Origin of the sequence: Dickeya oryzae (assembly GCF_020406815.2) — a bacterium.
Lineage (GTDB): Bacteria > Pseudomonadota > Gammaproteobacteria > Enterobacterales > Enterobacteriaceae > Dickeya > Dickeya oryzae.
Genome location: NZ_CP162670.1, coordinates 124,918 through 140,029, shown reverse-complemented (window position 1 = coordinate 140,029; position 15,112 = coordinate 124,918). Strand labels below are relative to the sequence as shown.

15 protein-coding genes are annotated in these 15,112 nt (G+C 53.8%); 13 read left to right on the top strand and 2 right to left on the bottom strand.

Translation table 11 applies throughout. The annotated features are described in order from the left end of the window. The first annotated feature begins 123 nt into the window (after positions 1 to 123). The 5 genes from LF929_RS00615 to LF929_RS00595 all read left to right on the top strand — a co-directional run bounded on the left by LF929_RS00615 (position 124) and on the right by LF929_RS00595 (position 4,252). On the top strand, positions 124 to 1,206 hold the full coding sequence (locus tag LF929_RS00615; protein ID WP_226093359.1) for a dipeptidase: 1,083 nt from the start codon (positions 124 to 126) through the stop codon (positions 1,204 to 1,206). Positions 1,207 to 1,333: 127 nt separating this feature from the next. Further along, a complete protein-coding gene (locus LF929_RS00610) occupies positions 1,334 to 2,242 on the top strand; it encodes a LysR family transcriptional regulator (protein WP_012882866.1) in 909 nt (302 codons plus the stop codon). Between the two features lie 129 nt (positions 2,243 to 2,371). Continuing rightward, positions 2,372 to 3,235 (top strand): YicC/YloC family endoribonuclease, encoded by an 864-nt coding sequence (locus tag LF929_RS00605; RefSeq protein ID WP_210175097.1) that lies wholly within the window; start codon positions 2,372 to 2,374, stop codon positions 3,233 to 3,235. Positions 3,236 to 3,641: 406 nt separating this feature from the next. Beyond that, positions 3,642 to 3,863 carry a type II toxin-antitoxin system Phd/YefM family antitoxin gene (locus LF929_RS00600; RefSeq protein WP_016941532.1) on the top strand — a complete coding sequence of 74 codons (222 nt, stop codon included), beginning with the start codon at positions 3,642 to 3,644 and terminating at the stop codon, positions 3,861 to 3,863. After that, the gene (locus tag LF929_RS00595) at positions 3,860 to 4,252 is read left to right on the top strand and encodes a type II toxin-antitoxin system death-on-curing family toxin (protein ID WP_210175096.1); all 393 of its coding nucleotides are present in this window, start codon (positions 3,860 to 3,862) and stop codon (positions 4,250 to 4,252) included. The genes LF929_RS00600 and LF929_RS00595 overlap by 4 nt, the downstream gene beginning before the upstream one ends. A gap of 410 nt (positions 4,253 to 4,662) precedes the next feature. On the opposite strand, the gene LF929_RS00590 is transcribed toward LF929_RS00595, so the two are convergent. Next, entirely contained in the window at positions 4,663 to 4,908 is a 246-nt protein-coding gene (locus LF929_RS00590; protein ID WP_038906679.1) for a YdgH/BhsA/McbA-like domain containing protein, read from the bottom strand. A 583-nt stretch (positions 4,909 to 5,491) separates the two neighbouring features. On the opposite strand from LF929_RS00590, the gene LF929_RS00585 reads away from it, so the two are divergent. Continuing rightward, positions 5,492 to 6,130: an acyl-homoserine-lactone synthase gene (locus LF929_RS00585; RefSeq protein ID WP_226093360.1), complete on the top strand. Its 639-nt coding sequence runs from the start codon at positions 5,492 to 5,494 to the stop codon at positions 6,128 to 6,130. Here LF929_RS00585 and LF929_RS00580 read toward each other — a convergent pair. Next, positions 6,096 to 6,848, bottom strand: coding sequence for a LuxR family transcriptional regulator (locus LF929_RS00580; protein WP_038902957.1), 753 nt, complete (start codon positions 6,846 to 6,848; stop codon positions 6,096 to 6,098). The two genes, LF929_RS00585 and LF929_RS00580, sit on opposite strands and share 35 nt — an antisense overlap. 644 nt (positions 6,849 to 7,492) lie before the next feature. Between LF929_RS00580 and LF929_RS00575 the strand changes: the two genes are divergently transcribed. From LF929_RS00575 to LF929_RS00545, 7 genes are read left to right on the top strand one after another with little or no spacing between them, the layout of a single operon-like run. Further along, complete coding sequence (locus LF929_RS00575) at positions 7,493 to 7,804, top strand: hypothetical protein (RefSeq protein ID WP_038906678.1); 312 nt, start codon at positions 7,493 to 7,495, stop codon at positions 7,802 to 7,804. Continuing rightward, a complete protein-coding gene (locus tag LF929_RS00570; RefSeq protein WP_210176813.1) occupies positions 7,797 to 9,137 on the top strand; it encodes a type III PLP-dependent enzyme in 1,341 nt (446 codons plus the stop codon). The genes LF929_RS00575 and LF929_RS00570 overlap by 8 nt, the downstream gene beginning before the upstream one ends. Continuing rightward, entirely contained in the window at positions 9,134 to 10,063 is a 930-nt protein-coding gene (locus tag LF929_RS00565; RefSeq protein WP_210175094.1) for a hypothetical protein, read from the top strand. Before LF929_RS00570 ends, LF929_RS00565 begins: the two co-directional genes overlap by 4 nt. 9 nt (positions 10,064 to 10,072) lie before the next feature. Then, complete coding sequence (locus LF929_RS00560; RefSeq protein WP_038902953.1) at positions 10,073 to 11,656, top strand: class I adenylate-forming enzyme family protein; 1,584 nt, start codon at positions 10,073 to 10,075, stop codon at positions 11,654 to 11,656. A 5-nt stretch (positions 11,657 to 11,661) separates the two neighbouring features. Continuing rightward, a complete protein-coding gene (locus LF929_RS00555) occupies positions 11,662 to 11,970 on the top strand; it encodes an acyl carrier protein (RefSeq protein ID WP_012882857.1) in 309 nt (102 codons plus the stop codon). Then, a complete protein-coding gene (locus LF929_RS00550) occupies positions 11,967 to 13,535 on the top strand; it encodes an AMP-binding protein (RefSeq protein WP_226093361.1) in 1,569 nt (522 codons plus the stop codon). Before LF929_RS00555 ends, LF929_RS00550 begins: the two co-directional genes overlap by 4 nt. After that, the gene (locus LF929_RS00545) at positions 13,516 to 15,069 is read left to right on the top strand and encodes an AMP-binding protein (RefSeq protein ID WP_226093362.1); all 1,554 of its coding nucleotides are present in this window, start codon (positions 13,516 to 13,518) and stop codon (positions 15,067 to 15,069) included. The genes LF929_RS00550 and LF929_RS00545 overlap by 20 nt, the downstream gene beginning before the upstream one ends. The last annotated feature ends 43 nt before the right edge of the window (positions 15,070 to 15,112 follow it).

Below are 15,112 nucleotides of genomic sequence, written 5' to 3'. Positions count from 1 at the left end.
CTGGCTTAAATGGTGACGCGGCGAACAAAATTTCTCCGCCTGAATGACCTGCACCAGGAAGGTGCACATCAGGTTCCATCTCAGAAAATCATTTTCCTTCAATCCAGTATCGGTACTTCATCCATGCCAGATTCGCCTGTGTCAGACAAGCCGCTTGAACAGCACGCCGCACTCCCTGTCTTTGATGGTCACAACGACGTGTTATCACGTCTGTGGCGGCTTCATCGCGATAATCCGACCGATGCCTTTCTGAACGGGCCGTCGCAAGGTCACATTGACCTGCCCCGGATCCGGCAGGGTGGATTCGCTGGCGGCCTGTTCGCCACCTACGTTCCCTCTGCCAACGGTGATGCAACATCCATACCAGGTGGTAACGTTTCATTAACGACCCCGTCGATGGCGCAAGCGCGTGACATCAGCTTCTGGATGCTCTCCACCCTGTTACGTCTTGAAGCGGCGTCTAACGGGCAACTGCGAGTCTGCCGCAGCGTGGCGGATATCCGCCGCTGCATGGCAGAAGGTGTGGTGGCCGCCGTGATGCACATTGAAGGTGCCGAGATGCTGGATGCCGACCTGGATCTGCTGGATATTCTCTACGCCTCTGGGCTGCGCAGCCTGGGGCCGTTGTGGAGCAGGCCGAATATCTTCGGTCAGGGGGTCCCCTTTCGCTTTCCTTCCTCTCCGGACACCGGCGACGGCCTGACCGATGCCGGGCTGCGACTGGTACGCGCCTGCAACGCCAAACGCATTCTGGTGGACCTCTCCCACATGGATGAAAAAGGCTTCTGGCAAACGGCAGCGGTTTCCGATGCACCACTGGTAGCCAGCCACTCCAATGCCCACGCCTTGTGCGCCCAGTCGCGCAACCTGACGGACAGCCAACTGGCGGCGATTCGCGAACGCGACGGGTTTGTCGGCGTCAATTTTGGTACCTCCTTCCTGCGTGCCGACGGCCGTAAAGACCCGGCTGCCACGGTGCAGGAGATCGTCCGTCATGTGGAGTATCTGCTGGAAAAACTGGGAGAAAATGGCGTCGGCTTCGGTTCCGATCTGGATGGTACCACCATCCCCGGAGACATGAAGGACGTGGCCGGTTTCCCCATTTTGGTGCAGGCACTGGCCGGGCGGGGCTACTCACGCACTCTTCTGGAGAAAATCTGTTACGGCAACTGGTTGCGCGTGCTGGAAGCCACCTGGGGCGAATAGCCAGCGGGCGCGGCCTGCGGCGGTTGCACCGCGTTTTTCAATTATCTGGCGTGAATTTTGCATGTTTATACGTTGGATCGTGCTCCATCGGGCCGGTCGGGAACACACCATATACAGGACTCAGGTTATGCGTTTACGCCACATCGAAGTCTTTCAGGCGATCGTTCAGGCCGGCACCATCAGCGGTGCAGCGCGGCTACTCAACGTTTCCCAACCCAACGTCAGCCGGGTGCTGAATCACGCCGAACAGCAATTGGGATTCGCGCTGTTCGAACGGCGTTCACAAGGCCTGGTCCCCACGGTGGAAGGGCAACGGCTGATGCCGGAGATAGAACAGCTTTACAGCCAGTTGCAGGCGATTTCCCGCCTGACCGAGAACATTCGCAAAGGCCAGTGTGAAACCATGCGGCTGGGTGCGGCTCACGCCTTCGGCCAGATGATTGTCGCCCCGGCGATGGTCGAGTTCCAGCAGCAGGTGCCGCTCATGAACATCGAACTGGTCACCGAGCACTTCAGCACCCTGTGCCAGAACATCCAGCAGCACCAGCTCGACCTGGCACTGGTATTCGGCCAGCAGGTGCCGCCGGATTTACTGGCCGAACCGCTGTGCCAGTCACGGATGGTGGCGATCCTGCCGAAAGACAGCCCGCAACAAGGGCCGGTATCGCTGGAATGGCTGTGCCACAACAACCTGTTGATGATGCAACAGCAAGACCCGCTGGGCCAGGTGGTACACCGCGCACTGCATGATCGCCGCCTTAAACCCGCCGCGTCGCTATACATCAAAACCTATTCGGTGATAGCCGACATGGTGCTGGCCGGTGGTGGCACCGGTATTGTCGACCTGTTCACCGCCCGTCGTTACGCTGACCAGCTCAAAATCGTGCCCATCAGCCAGCCACTGCCGTTCGAAGTGATGCTGATAAGCCGCCGCGATATCCCGCAATCCCGCGAGATCCTGCAACTCAAACAGGTGCTGAAAAGTAAGTGCCGTGAACTCGCCAGCCAGTGCCAGCCGCTGCTGGACGCCGCCTGATTCCCTTCTTACGTTTCCGGCCACGGCACTGCCCGGCCGGAAGCCGTGATTTGTCAGCCCGTTACCGCTGTCGCTTTTGGCAAAGCGCCCGTTATAATTACCTCATCACTTCTTAACAGGTATGCACCGATGATTCGTAGCATGACCGCTTACGCCCGGCGAGAAATCAAGGGTGAATGGGGCAGCGCCGCCTGGGAGCTGCGCTCCGTAAACCAGCGTTATCTGGAAACCTACATCCGTTTACCCGAACAATTCCGAAGCCTGGAGCCGGTAATCCGCGAACGCATCCGCAACCGTCTGACCCGAGGCAAAATCGAGTGTGGCCTGCGTTTTGATCTGGACCCGCGCTCACAGGGGCAACTGATCCTCAATGAGCCACTGGCCAAACAACTGGTCGCGGCGGCGAATTGGGTGAAAATGCAAAGCGACGAAGGCGAGGTCAACCCACTCGACGTGCTGCGCTGGCCGGGAGTGATGTCGGCACAGGAGCAGGATCTGGACGCCATCAGCACAGAGCTAATGCAGGCGCTGGAAACCGCGCTGGACGACTTTATCCTCGCCCGCGAAAGCGAAGGCAACGCGCTTAAAGCGTTGATTGAACAGCGCCTGGTCGGCGTCAGCGCCGAAGTCGCCAAAGTCCGCGCCCACATGCCGAACATTCTGCAGTGGCAACGGGAAAAGCTGCAAAGCAAGCTGGAAGAAGCGCAGGTGCAGCTCGACGGCAACCGGCTGGAACAAGAGCTGGTGCTGATGGCGCAACGCATCGACGTGGCCGAAGAACTCGACCGGCTGGAAGCCCACGTGCGGGAAACCTACAAAATCCTCAACAAGCAGGAAGCCGTCGGCCGCCGTCTGGACTTTATGATGCAGGAATTCAACCGCGAATCGAACACGCTGGGTTCCAAATCCATCAACGCCGACGTCACCGCCTCCGCCATCGAACTGAAAGTGCTGATTGAGCAGATGCGGGAACAGATTCAGAATATTGAGTAAAGTCCAAATCTAACTCATCAAATCTGGCAACATCTCATACATACTACCAAGCCCGTGTAATAACGGGCTTTTTGATGCCATAGAATCTCTAACGATCCCAATACAGCACATATTTACCGTGTACATAGTTATAAAGGTGATCTCAGAAACCTCAATTTTTCTGCAAACTTACTCCACCGTGTTCCGTTTCGCTTGCCTCAGGGCACAAGCGGTTTACTCTTCTTTATAACGCCACATTTTTCATGCCGGATGGTTTTGTAAGGAAAAGAAGAACCGAAAACGCTGCTTTATTACGACAATGAGCAAAGGAAAGAGATCATAACAACCTAATTAATATTGTTTTTTGGGGATTGAATCAAAATGAGATTACACGTACGATCTAAGTGTACATTTCAGGAGACACATTATGCGTACATTCACCTCAACTCAAGCCCGTGCCAATATCTCAGCAGTATTGGATGCCGCTACTCAAGGTGAACCGGTTGAAATCACTCGTAGAGATGGCAGTTCAGCGGTGGTTATCAGCAAGGCTGACTTCGAGGCATACCAAAACGCTAAACTCGATGCCGAGTTTGATGTGATTATGCAGCGTCATGGGCATACCGTAGAGGCACTGACAAACCGATGATATGGGTCAGCGCACAGGAAGTTATCGCTTTCCATGCCCGTATTTTACAACGACTTCCCGGCGTTGCTGGCATGCCCGACCCGGATAGAGCCGAAGCACTCATCTATCGGGTACAAAACCGCACGCACGACGAAGGCGTTACAGATATTTTTGAGCTCGCCTCTACCTACTGGGTTGCTATTGCTCGTGGGCACATTTTTAATGATGGCAATAAACGCACGGCGTTCTTTGTAGCTATAACGTTTCTCTACCGCAACGGCATCCGCATTCGTGATACCGACAATACGCTGGAAAACTTAACGGTAGAAGCAGCGACAGGCGAGAAAACCGTTGACCAGTTAGCACAGTCTTTGCGAGATTTAGTAGATAACCTTATCCCAACTCGCTAAACACCGCCGTTTGTCGCGATGGGAATAGCCTGGTTAACTGTTCACAGGTGCACAAACCCGAACTCACAGTTACCGCCTTAGCCGAACCTGCCAAGCAGACCAATAGAAATCGCCATCGAGGTTCCTGCTTGTGCAGAGCGGTGCCGATGTCAATCCTTACCGAGTCCTTCATCTTCCCCACAGTATCCCCCACTGATATATAACGTGTTTGAGCCAGATATTTATTGGCAAACAACGCTTGTAACAGCCGACGGGTATGTCAAACAACCTATACCCCACCCCATCAGCCATAAAAAAACCGGGCAGAGCCCGGTTAATAAAAACCTAAAAAATAAACACAGAAGAGGGGAGGGGGTTATCACAACAGGTGAGGATGGGGAGAGCGAGCCCTTCCCACCTCGTCAATCACATTATTTATACAGAACCGCGTTGCCGTGCAGCGTGTCGTCACCCTGAACGGACGTGATCTGGAATGATTTAGCGCCAGCGGCATCCGCTTTGGCAGCAAGTTTAGCCTGCAGACCATCGAGCGTGTTGGCGCTGGCGGAGATGCTGCCGACTTCCTGGCCTTGTGGGTACTGGATTTCAGTTGCAGCAAAAGCGCCGACGGACAGAGTGCTCAATGCGATGGCAGTAAAGACAGTTTTCATGTTCATGATGGTTTCCTTTTTTGCGTCTTCGTTGTTAAGGGTATTCGTAAATGACAAGTCAATTATCACTATGGTAACTATACCCAACTTCACAAAAAGTGCGATCCATATCACAATCCTATGTCAGAAATATGAAACCACCGTGTATTCAGTCGATTACTGCCAGAACTGATCGGATGTTTTTTTGAGCGGTCGGGAAATAAAGAAAATCTGCCAGGTATACAGAATGGGGACTCAGGCACCGGGTACGAGCCTCTCTCACGACGAGTTCACGGCGTTATTCTGCGCCATTCATCAAGCGCATTCTGTAGAGGCAAGTACATGCGTTGTTAAATACTCCTGCATATTATTCCAAATAATAATTATTTCATTTGTGGGTATTATCACACTGCTAACCGGGAGTTATCTCACTTCTGGCGTACGCCATGAACGTGGATATGGAAATAATATGTCAACTAATTAAAATCAGTTTTCCTTAAATGACCTCAAATAATCACGCTGGAAAATCAAGCAATAAAAACGTTAAAATATCTCCCCACCAGGTAAGTTCCTGCGCAAAAAAGACATGAAGTTAAGGACAGGGGGAAATATGTTAGAAATATTTGATGTGAGTTTTAGCTTAATGTCAAATAACAAGCTGGATGAGGTGTTTACACTACGCAAAGATACATTTAAGGACCGTCTTGACTGGGCCGTCAACTGTATTAATGGGATGGAGTTCGACGAGTATGATAATGAGCACACCACCTACCTTTTAGGCGTCAAAGAGGGGAAGGTGATTTGTAGCGTCCGGTTTATAGAAATAAAATACCCCAATATGATTACCGGCACGTTTTACTCTTATTTCGATAACCTCAAGATCCCCGAAGGGAACTATATTGAATCCAGCCGTTTTTTTGTTGACCGTGATCGGGTAAGAAATTTAATTGGCACCCGCAATCCGGCATGTCTGACGTTATTCCTCGCTATGATTAATTACGCCAGAAAATACCATTACGACGGTATCCTCACGATTGTCAGCCACCCGATGTTGACCTTGTTAAAACGTTCAGGCTGGCGCATTTCCATCATCCAGCAAGGGCTCTCGGAAAAACAGGAGCGCATTTATTTGCTACATCTACCCACAGATGACGGCAGCCGACACGCGCTGATTGAGCGCATTACCCAAATGACACAGGCCGAGTCCGAGCAGCTTAAGACCTTGCCTTTACTGGTTCCACTGGCTTGATCAGGTTCATTTCAACCCCAAGCCGGATGGCGTGTTTAGCATTCAGTACACCCAGCTTTTTGACAACATTGCCAATATGAAATTTAACGGTGCTGGTGGTAATACCAAGAATAAGTGCAATTTCCTGATACGTTTTTCCCATACTTGCCCAGTAGAGAATTTCATTTTCTCGTTGTGAGAAAAGATTAGGTTCCTGCGACTTGCTGTTGTTTTTGTTTTTGCTCATCTCCCGGTAAAGGGAGGTGAGCTTTTCGTGAGCGGAAATCAACAGCATTTGCAGTTTTTCTTTATTATTCTGAACAATCTCTTCCAGTTCTCCGCTGCGATTTTCTTCAAACATGAAAGACAATGTAGCCAGATTATTGCCCGGATCATGTAACACAAAGGTATAACCGTTAACAATGTCGTATTCTTTGGAGAGATTGAATATTCTGGAGAATTTTAATTTTGAGCTGATAACCAGATCATCATCCCAGGAGAAGGGAGAGATTTTATTAATCGCCGTCAGAATAACCGGGTCAATGTGTTGATAATTATTACTTCGATAAATCTCAACCCATTCCGATGGATAATTAGAAATAATGACCACATCCGTCGGCTTTTTCTTATTCATGATCAAATAGGCGTATTTCAGGTCGCCATAGCTCTTTAACTTTCGGTTAAGATAGTTTTGTATTGTGCTATTAATGAAGTCAACGTTAGAGAATGATATAGACATCTAACTCTCCCAAAATCGTGTACGACAGTGCAATCTGATCATGACGGCACGAAAGTATAGTATCAACCTATACCTAAGTCTAACTATCTTTCCCGGTTCAAAATCCTTAGAATTTTCAAAAAATAACATCAAATATGAAAATAAAAAACTCTGATCACTATTAGCGATCGGAAAGCCAATTTGGCGCACACCAGGGAAATATTTATTAGTCTATTAATTATACCCAAAATAATTCGAGTTGCCGCAAGATCGCAGCCAGATTCATCGCCAACAGCGGGCGTTAAGCCAGTAATGAGTGATGATTGTGGTCGCCAATCTTGCTGGTTACCTGAAGTATAGCGGGTCAGTAGTGCTATTTTATTCTTAACCCTTCTCCCTCCTGTTACCGTTCGCAGGAGGGGGAAAGGTCATTTTATCCGCCACCATGATGCCATCACGCCAATTCCACTCTCTTCCCACCGCAGGCTTCTGACATAAATCACCCGTAAACGCCGCGAAATACCGCCATCCGAATACATTATGGGCCTTTTGCCTCCTAACTGACGATATGCCTACCGGTACATCAACGGGCATGCAATCTCAAACAAAACGCCCGAAGACAACGCTGGTTATACTCCCAAAAAACAACGATAAGGGGGAGTAGAATGGATTATACGGTAGTGACTCATCACGATGATGACACATTGCATGCCCTTCTGCGTGATAAACTCACCGCGATCGGCATCGATAACGGTCGTATCACCGAGATCTTTCAAGGCGCTGCGCTGTTCGGTGCCGAAGGGCTGCTGGATTCCATCAATATCGTCAGCCTGATTGCCGTACTCAGCGATCACTGCGAAGCGGCTTATCATCTGACCGGTGACCTGTTTGATCTGACAGACGACCGCGTGTTCGATGCCTTCCAGAATCTGACCAGTCTGACAACGTTCCTGCGTGAGCGGCTTCATCATGGCTGACCCTGCTCACCCCGCCACCCAGCCTGACGCGCTGTTTGCTAACGATGGTCTGTTTGCCAACGGCTATGTAGAAGAGATACCGGTTGCGACGATCGCCCGGCATGTCGGCACGCCTTTTTATGTCTACAGCGCCCGCCAGCTACGTCGCCAGCTTCAGCAGCTCTATCAGCAACTGCCAGCCGGAACAGCGGTGTACTATTCTCTGAAGGCGAACCCGAACCTGTCGGTAGTGAAAACGCTGGTGGAGCAAGGGACGGGGTGCGAGGTGTGTTCACCCGCGGAACTGGATACCGCGCTGGCAGCCGGTGTCTTACCGCAAAATATTCTGTATGTCGGGCCGGGCAAGTCGCTACCGGCGCTGGCGCACGCCATGAATTGTGGTATCCGGGCGATTGTGGTGGAATCCGTCACCGAGCTGGATAATATCAACCAGTTGGCGGCACAGGCTGGCACCGTACAGACGGTGGCGCTACGCATCAACCCGAATTTTAGCAGTGAACACGCCAGACTGGTGATGAGCGGAAAACCTACCCAGTTCGGGATGACGCTGGATACGTTGCAAACCGTGCTGGCTTGTCTGTCCCGCTGGCCTTCGCTTGCCGTGCGCGGTTTTCATGTCTATCTGGGAACGCGAATCCTCAACGCCCAGGCTATCGCCAACAATACTCAAAATATCCTGCAACTGGCACTAAACCTGCGCGATCAACACCAGCTAACGCTGGATTTTGTCGATATCGGTGGTGGTTTTGGCGTTCCTTATTTCCCCAAAGAAACAGCGCTGGATTTACCGGCACTGGGTGATGCGATCGCCCCCATTGTGGCGGATTTCCGCCGCCAGGCCGCCGATACGCAAATCATCATTGAGCTGGGGCGTTATCTGGTAGCGGAAGCGGGTCTGTTCGTCACCCGAGTCAACACCCTGAAAACCGCGGGTGGAAAGACATTCGCCATTTGCGATGGCGGAGCCAATTGCCACAGTGCGGCGGCAGGGTTGAACAGCATGTTGCGTAAAAACTTTCCGCTGTTACGACTGGGTGATAATCACTCCCGGCCGGTGCAGCCTTATCAGGTCAGCGGACCGCTTTGCACCCCTACCGACCTGCTGGGCGACAACGTGCTGCTGCCGACGCTGGCGGTCGACGACCTGATCGGTATCACTCATTCCGGCGCTTATGGGTTAACCGCCTCACCCGGTTTGTTCCTGAGCTTCGGTTACCCGGCGGAAGTGATGGTGGATGGACACCGGCTGATTCAGATTCGCCAGCCGGAGACCACGGCACAGTTACTGGCTCGCCAACAGCCGGTTGAGCTCTGGCACGGAGAGGCATCATGACGTTGTGTATCCAGCCGGATGACCTGGTCTGGCGTACGTTCTCATCGGCAAGCGCACCTGAATGTGATGACGCATCACGGGTGCCGCACCCGAGTCAGGCACTGATGGCGGATTACCTGCGGGCTTTTTTTCGCTCTCACGGCGAAACAGCCGAGCCGGACAGCGCGGTGCTGAACCGCTGGCTGAATAGCAGCCACTCCTTTACCGCGATGATGCAAGCGCTGTTACCTGAATTGCAGGCGCGTCATACATTACAGCCGCTTGATGTGGTGGTATTCGCCCACTGGACCCCGGATAGCGACCTCGGCTGCGCCGTTTCTAATGCCCTGATCAACGCGTGCGAGGCTCACCATGCGTTCGGGTTTTCGATTTCGGATCGCGGCCTGGCGGCTCCGTTGTTCGCCCTGCACGCCATCGATGATTATCTGGCCTGCGAAGATGACCGGCATGAAGCCTTGTTGATGATTGCCGATCAGGAGATCGCGCCTTATCCCAGCGAACGACTGGCACAGTTGCGACCCCAGAAAAACTGCTGCCTGATGCGGATAGAAAAACGGCCAGCCGGGCAAGCCAGCGGACTGGTATTTGAAGGCTACTATCGCCAGCCTTACGCCGATAACGGCGACCTGACGGTGACCCTGCGCCACCTGCTCGCACGCTTGCCGATGCAAGAGACGCTACCGCTGACGCTACTGGGTAGCCCGGCGCTGATTGAGGCGCTGCAAGGCGGCGTTCCTCACTGCCAACGGGTAAGCGTGCCAGAGTCATTACTGTGTGCAGCCCCCTTTGTCTACCTGAAACAACAGGCACAACCGGGTCACCGTTACTTGCTGGCGGTGCCAGAAGCACGTCATCTCACCACCTGTGTGTTGCGTTATCAGCCGCACCACACCGGAATGTTCACCCGCTCTTCCTGTCCCCATTAAGGATGCTCCATGACGAACATTACCCATCTGACTCACTGGCTTGACCGGGCCGCCAAAGAAGCGGCCAATAAAACCGCCGTCATCGATACCGATCGCGAAATCAGCTGGTTTATGTTGCGCCTGCAAGCCCGACAACTGGCGGATTATTTGCGGGAAAAAGGGGTGGAGAAAGGTGACCGGGTGATCGTCTACATGCCAAACTCACTGACGTTCGTGCTCTATTTCTGGGCGTTGCAATATCTGGGCGCGATCTTCATTCCGCTGAACCCGGAAACCAAGGCCGGTAAACTCAGCTGGCTGGTAGATAACGCCGGATGTCGCCTGCTGATAGCCGACCCAGCCCTTAACGATGAAATCACCATCGCTCAGGTCAGTGAGCACTGGCAGCAGTTTAATCGCCACACCCGGGTCTGTTTTAGCCACGAGGTGGCTGCGGCCCTGGCGAACGAACCGTACCGCATCTCCGTTGAGTGCGAGCGGCTCGCTACAGGTATTGACCTTGATCTGGCGTGCATTATCTACACGTCCGGTTCTACCGGTCACCCCAAGGGGGTGATGCTCAGCCGCCGCAATATGATTACCGCCGCCAGCTCAGTAGCCGGTTACCTGCAACTGCGCGACGATGACCGCATCATGTCGTTCATTCCGATGAGCTTCGACTACGGGTTATATCAGGTCATTATGTCTGCGCTGGCGCAGTGTACGTTAATCGTGGAGCCGGATTTCCGTCGGCCCCTGTTAGCGCTGCAACGTATGGTCACCCTGCGCGCGACAGTGCTGCCTATCGTGCCGACCATGCTGCGTCTGATAGCACCGTTGGCCTCGCGCTACAACTTCGCTTCGATTCGTACCGTCACCAACACCGCCGCCGCACTGCATACCGGCGATATCGACCAATTACGCCATATCTTTCCACACGCACGCATCTACTCGATGTACGGGCTGACCGAGTGCCACCGCTGCACCTATCTGCCACCAGAGTACCTTGCCACCCATCCGCAAAGCGTCGGCATCGCGATTCCGAATACCGAACTGTGGGTGGTGGACGACAATGGTCAGCGCCATACCCGCAATGCCACCGGCGAACTGGTGATCCGCGGCGCGACGGTGATGTGTGGCTACTGGCGCAATGACGAGAAGAGCGCCGAGAAACTGCGCCCCGGCCTGTTGCCGGGCGAAAACGTCCTCTACACCGGCGATATCTGTCGGCTGGATGATCAGGGCCTGCTCTATTTCATCGGCCGTCGGGACGAAATGCTGAAAAGCTGCGGTGAGAAAGTCGCGCCCAAAGAAGTGGAAACTGTGCTCAACCGTCATCCGCAAGTAGTGCAGGTAGCCGTTGTCGGTATACCGCATGCGATTTACGGCGATGAAATCATCGCCTGTGTCGTTACCCGTGGCGATCTGAACGAAAAGGCCTTGTCGCGCTGGAGCAAAACCCAGATGGAATCGTATATGGTGCCGCACCGTTTCCTGCTAATGCCGCAATTACCGCTGAATCAGAATGGTAAGGTCAACCGTACGTTGCTGCAGGAACAACTGATGGCAGGGACAACGCTAGCCGCCTGCCCACAACCCGGTTTGATGGAGTAACCGCGATGTCACATGATACTGATTGCCCCGCCACCACCGACTACAACCCGGATTTTTATTACCAGAAGATCGTCACGGCGATCGGTATGGTGCTGGAAACCGATGACCTGTCGGAATTGCATCCGCACACCGATCTGGAGCGAGATTTAGGGTTTGAGAGCGGTATTTTCATCGAACTGATGATGTATCTGGAAGAGATGATCGAAGGGCTATCGATAGACCCGGTAACACTGGATAGCCAGCAGCTCAGCACCATCGATTCGCTCAGCCGCTTCATTCACTCACAACGGGAGCATGGCGTCTCTTGTGTATGATCGCATCGTGGCAATACCTGACTTCCCTGCTGGCGCGCTTCGATGGTGTCCACACCCCGGCCTGCCATCACATTGACGGTGAGCTGACCTACCACCAGTTGTACCACGGCGCGCTGGCGCTGGCGGAACACCTGCGCACACATCATGCCGCCAGTGGCCGCCCGCAACCGGCACCGGTTATCCTCTACGGGCACAAGCACCCGGCCTGTCTGGTAGCCTGGTGGGCCTGCCTGTTAACCGGCCACCCGGTGGTCCCGGTCGAAACCGATAACACCGACGAGCGCCTGCGTTTTATCGCCAACAGTATTCAGGCCGGGCTGATACTTAACGCCACCAGTCAGGCCGCGCCGCAGAGTGGTATCCCGACGCTGACGGTGTCACTGACAGCAGGCGATGACGCCACAGACGCCGCACCCCGTCAGCCCGCCGCCCAACTGGCTGATTTTTGCCATCAGATGGGGCAGGCGTTCGGCCAACACGCGGTCAGCGGCATCGCCTACATTATGTTTTCTTCCGGTACCACCGGCGCCCCCAAAGGCATTCAGGTGAGTTACGCTAATCTGGCGCACTTCGTTCGCTGGGCAGTCGAGGCCTTTCACCTATCCGGCGCAATCAGCGGCAATATTCGTTACTGCTTTGACGTCGCCCAGTACGAGCTGTGGCTGGCGTGGCATTATCGCCAGCCAATTTCAGTGCTGGATTACCGCGATTTCATCAATACCCGCAAAATGATCGCCCGCCATGCCGATGCAGGTATCCAGACCTGGGTAAGCACACCGTCGCTCACCCGCAACTATCTGCGGGATCGGGCATTTTGTCAGGACAATCTGCCGCACCTGAAAACCTTTATCTTTTGCGGCGAAGTGCTGACGAAAGAGGTCGTCAGCTCGCTGTGGCACACCTTTCCCGGTTGCCGCATCGTCAATACCTACGGCCCGACAGAGTGCACGGTCGCCATTACCGCCTGCGACATCACCCCCGATATGCTCAATGACGATACACCGCTGCCGCTGGGCTATGTCCGCCCGGGCGTCATTGTGCACATTGATGCCCCGGCGGACAGCGAACGTGGAGAGATCGTTATCAGCGGCCCGGCAGTGAGCGAAGGCTACCTGAACGCATCGCCGATTCAGGCATCACGCTTTGTTGTTCATCCCGACGGTACGCGTCACTACCGCACCGGCGACCTGGGCTCACTACGCCATAACCTGCTCTATTTTCACGGTCGGGAAGACAGCGAGTTAAAAATACAGGGCTACCGCATCGCCCTCGATGACATCGAAAATGCACTGCGGGAGCACCCGCACGTGCAGGATGTGATTGTCACCCCGTGGCTCTTACACAACACCCCTCAGGGGCTACAGGCGTTTATCCTGTCCAGTCAGCCGGATATTTTGCCAGCGCTGGCGGACTATTTACGCCGCTACTTTCCGCTCTATATGGTGCCCAAATTCTGGTATCCGGTAGACCAGGCCGCGCTCAACCACAACAGCAAGCTAGACCGCCAGCGTATCGCGCAACAGGCGCTTGATAAGGGTAAACGCTATGTTTTCGTCAGTTCTTAATCCGATTCAGGCCCGGATACGGGAAACCCCACAGCATCTCGCTATCGTCAACGATGAAGGTAGCTATACCTTTGCGCAGCTAGGCGTGCGGGTGGGAGCCATACGTCAGGCGCTACAGCAGCACCAACCGCGTTGCGTGATGATTTACGGCCACAAGCAACTGGACGCCGCCGCCGCCATGCTGGCCTGCGCGTTTGAGGCCATCACGTTCACCTTTGTCGATATCGCCAATCCGTCTGCCCGTATCGCACATATTGTCGCGGTGACACAGGCGGACTTGCTATTGCTGGCCTGCCCGCCACGCACCGCGTTACCGTCGCTATCCATCCCGCTCTGTACTACCGCCTCGCTGCCGGATACCCCATCGCACACCGTGCCGGTCAGGGCGGCACCTGAGCAGATATTTTATATTTTGACCACCTCCGGCAGCACCGGCGAACCGAAAGGGGTCAAAATCAGTTATGGGAATTTCGCGGCCTTTTCTGACTGGTACATTCCCAGCCTTCAGGCGGAGGAATTTCCCGGTGGCCACGTGAATCACGCGTGCTTGTCTTTCGATATGGGCGTCATGGATCTATTCCCTTCACTGGCGGCAGGTAAACCGGTGTTGATGCTCAATCACGTTAATAATATCCGACCCCGTAAGAACCTACAGTTACTCACCGAGTCCGCTGTAAAAGCCAGCAGTTGGTTTTCCACACCCAGCTTTTTGGACATTATGTGCATCGACCGTCAGTTCAACGCGAAGAACCTGCCTGCGCTGCGCGTGCTTTTCGTCGGCGGAGAGCCGGTGTCTGCATTATTGGTACAAACGCTCCAAACCCGCTTCCCACAAACAGAAATAAGGCATGCCTACGGCCCTACCGAAACTACCTGTGTGACCCATGCGTTATGTTTACCCCCTGTGGATGCCAAAAAGGCAGGCGCCTTACCATTGGGACGCCCGCATGGTGCAAACGACATTGAGATTTGGGATGAGGAGGGAAAACCGCTGCCGGCTGGCCATTACGGTGAAATCGTCATTCTGGGACCACAGGTTGGTGCGGGTTACTTACCACATGATCTACCGGCTAACCGGGCATTTGGCACTCGGGATGGCAACGAACGCTATTACCGTACCGGCGATATTGGTTACCAGGATGAGCAAGGGCACTTGTTTATTCAGGGACGTACCGATAGCCAAATAAAATGGCATGGTAATCGTATTGATCTGGCTGAAATTGAAAAGGCCGCCAGTCAGTGCGAGCAGGTAAAACAATCCGTTGTACTTATCAAGAAAAGCAACAATGTTGTGACTGAACTGGTGTTATGCGTCCATCTCGGTCTCGATACCGCCGCCTACCGCGATAGCTTTCGGCGCTCTCTGGCACAACGGCTCCCCGCTTACATGATGCCGCGCATCATCCGCTTCACCGGCCCGTTTCCCCTGACGCTACATGGCAAGACCGACCGTCAGGCATTGATGCAGCAATGCGAAACCGATGTGCTACCAGAGCGGGGCAATAGCACAACGCTCTATAGCCCACCAAAATAGCGGTACGACCTGCAAGCAGGCATAAAAAAAAACCGCTGTTGCC